General features: G+C 65.7%; 3 protein-coding genes. 1 reads left to right on the top strand and 2 read right to left on the bottom strand.

The genetic code is table 11. The features are described from left to right. The coding region (locus tag ACESMD_RS02270; RefSeq protein ID WP_372609950.1) for an alpha/beta fold hydrolase at positions 1-980 on the bottom strand (980 nt) is incomplete at its 3' end. Positions 981-1,019: 39 nt separating this feature from the next. Then, on the bottom strand, positions 1,020-2,231 hold the full coding sequence (locus ACESMD_RS02265; protein ID WP_372609948.1) for a hypothetical protein: 1,212 nt from the start codon (positions 2,229-2,231) through the stop codon (positions 1,020-1,022). 250 nt (positions 2,232-2,481) lie between these two features. Here ACESMD_RS02265 and ACESMD_RS02260 point away from each other — a divergent pair. Further along, the coding region (locus ACESMD_RS02260; protein WP_372609946.1) for a TetR/AcrR family transcriptional regulator at positions 2,482-2,943 on the top strand (462 nt) is incomplete at its 3' end.

Below are 2,943 nucleotides of genomic sequence, written 5' to 3'. Positions count from 1 at the left end.
GGCCGTCCACTGGTAAGCTCGTCCCGGGCCCAGCGCATCCAGATCGCCAGATGGGGGCCGGAGATGAAGCTCCATCTTATTACCCGTTCGGCATGGTCCGGGTGGGTGACATAGGACCAACCCACGGTGGCGCCCCAGTCGTGGCCTACCAGATGGAACTGATCCGCACCGAGGGTCTCGCGTACCGCTTCTATGTCCTCCAGTAGAGCGGTGATGCGATAGCGCTGCGCCGGCTGGCGGGGCTCATCGGCGGGCACGCCGGGCTCCGAGAGCACATGGCCGCCCGCGGCCACCACCAGAAACTGCCGACGCTCCTGTCCCAGCCGGAAGGTCAGGGGTGTGGCATGGGCGGAATAGGGCAGGTCGGCGCGCCATAGCCGTTCGCCAGTTGCCAGGTCGAAGGCGCGCAGATAGTTGTCCGGCGTGGCGGCGATGAACACCAGGCCTCCGGCGGTGACGATGGGGCCGCCGATGTTGGGCACGCCCCATTCCAGCCACAGCGGCCAGGGGGCCAGGCCGTGGGTGGAGCCGAGGGGGACTTCCCAGCGGATCTCGCCGGCGTCCAGGTCCACGGCGGTCAGGGTGCCCCAGGGTGGGGCGCTGCAGGGCGCGCCGAAGGGGGAGGTCAGCAGATCCACACTGACGGCGTAGGGCGTGTTCTGCATCTCGCCGTAGAGTCGATTGGACTCGGCCAGACCGCCGGCGTCGCCGCCGGTTTCCTCCTCGGACAAGGCTTCGAATGTCTCCCGGGGGATCAGTTTGATGCCGGTGGGCACCCGGGACTGGTTGACCACCATCAGGTTCTGTTCCGGCGAGATGGCGCCGCTGCCCCAGTTGATACCGCCGGTGGCGGCGGGATAGGAGACCGTGCCCTGAAGGCTGGGCGGCGTGAAGAGGCCCTCCGAACGGCGTGATTCAATCTGTTTCCGGCAACGGCCGCGATCCCAGAAGGTGAAGCCCCAGGCGTCCTCGGGTTGCAACTGCGGCGGGAAGAGGCTTGGGGGCTTGACCGGGAAGGGCTAGGTCGGCGAGAGCCACTCACCCGGGACCGAATCCTGGGGCACCGGGCGTTCCTCCACCGGGTGCAGGGGCTCGCCGGTCTCGCGGTCGAGCACGAAGACATGCCCGGTCTTGGTGGAGACGACCACCGCAGGCACCTTCCCATCGGGCGTGGCGAGCTCGATCAGCGAGGGCTGTGCGCCGACGTCGTAGTCCCAGAGATCGTGGTGGACGGTCTGGAATTGCCAGGCGACCTCGCCGGCCCGCTCGCCCCGGGTATGGATGGCCACCACCGAGGAGGAGTAGTGATCGAGTCCTCCGCGTTGACCTCCGAAGTAGTCCGGTGGGGCATTGCCGGTAGGCACGAACAGCAGGCCGCGTGATGGGTCGGCAGACATGGGCGCCCAGACGTTGGCGGTGGAGCGGCGGTAGGGGCCTTCCGTGGGGGTGGACGGCTGGTCCGGGGGCCAGGCCCAGGCCAATTCGCCGCTGCGGGCATCGAAGGCGCGCACCACGCCTGGCGGGGCATCGGCACGGACGTTGTCGGCTACCAGGGCGCCGACGATGACCAGGTCATCCACCACCAGCGGTGCCGAGGTGACGTAGTACTCCCAGGGCGGGACATCGTCGCCGAGGTCGTCTCGAAGGGCGATTCGCCCAGCCGTGCCGAAGCCGCTGCAGGGCAGGCCGGTGGTGGCGTCCAGGGCGATCAGCTCGGAATCCTGGGTGCCGGTGAAGATCCGTTCCAGGCACTCTTTCTCCTCTTTTTTCTCCTCTGTCTCGTCGGTCTCGTCATCCTGCCAGTGGGCCACGCCGCGACAGATCATCGGGTAGGCACCATGCAGCTGGCGTAGCTGGAGATCGGGGTCGAACTGCCAGAGTTCCTCGCCGCTTTCAGGATCCAGGGCAATGACGCGATCATAGGGGGTGCAGAAGATCAGCCTGTCGTTGACGACGATGGGCGTGACCTGCAGGGAGGTTCGGGTCTGGTTCTCGTCGCCCAGGGAGAAATCACCGCTGTGATAGTGCCAGACCTCTTCCAGCCGGTCGACGTTTTCGGTGTCGATCTGGTCCAGGGGCGAGTAGCGCAAGCCATTCAGCCCCTGGCCATAGTGGGGCCAGTCGGCCGTCGGGCCGCTCATGTTCAGGGGCGGCGGTGGTTCCGTGCAACCGCTTGTGGCCATCAGCATCGCCATGGCCAAGAGCCCTGCTCCCATCCGCATCGTTCCCATCGTCACCTCCCTCTTTGGCACACCGGCGAGGCCGGTCCAAGGGGCCGTTACATCATTTTTAAGCTAGCCTAGATCGACAGGGCTGGCGAGAAGAGGACGCCTGCTGGTGTTGCGCTGGGCGACGGCCTGCTCGACCGCCTCCAGACGTCCTGTTTCAGCGTGACTGGTCATCTTCCCTGAGCGAGGCCTCCGTCAGTGATGATGATGGAATTTACTTGAATTCAGGAACGATCAGTACTAAATTACCTGCATGACACGTGGACGCCCCCTTGCTTTCAGCCCCGATCAGGCCGTGACCACCGCCATGCAGGTCTTCTGGGCCCGTGGTTACGAGGCGGCCTCGACCCGGGATCTGCTCGAGGCGATGCAGATTTCGCGCAGCAGCCTTTATCAGGCCTTCGGCAACAAGGAGCAGCTTTTTCTGGAGGCCTTGCGACGGTACCGGGAGACCCTGATAGGTCGCTTGCATCGCCAGCTTGAGGCCTCGCCCACAGCGATGAGCTTCCTGGAGGGGTTGTTTCGCGATACGGCCGGCGATGCCGGTAGTGAACGTGCGGCTCTGGGGTGTCTGATCTTCAATTCGGCCACTGAACTGGGCCAGCGGGGTGACCTGCCGTCCATCGAGGCCACCCGGAGTGTTGCCGCTATCACCGAGCTGTTCCGCCAGGCGGTGGTGAGGGCACAGGTAGAGGGCGATGTTGCGCCACACCGG

It is taken from the genome of Halomonas sp., assembly GCF_041689495.1.
In the GTDB taxonomy this organism is placed as follows: Bacteria; Pseudomonadota; Gammaproteobacteria; order Pseudomonadales; family Halomonadaceae; genus Halomonas.
The sequence above is the reverse complement of the archived record's forward strand: the minus strand, read 5'-3'. Positions and strand labels throughout refer to the sequence as shown.

Coding starts and splice junctions, on each gene's coding strand:
- ACESMD_RS02265 (WP_372609948.1), bottom strand. CDS start 2,231: ATGGGAACGATGCGGATGGGAGCAGGGCTCTTGGCCATGGCGATGCTG.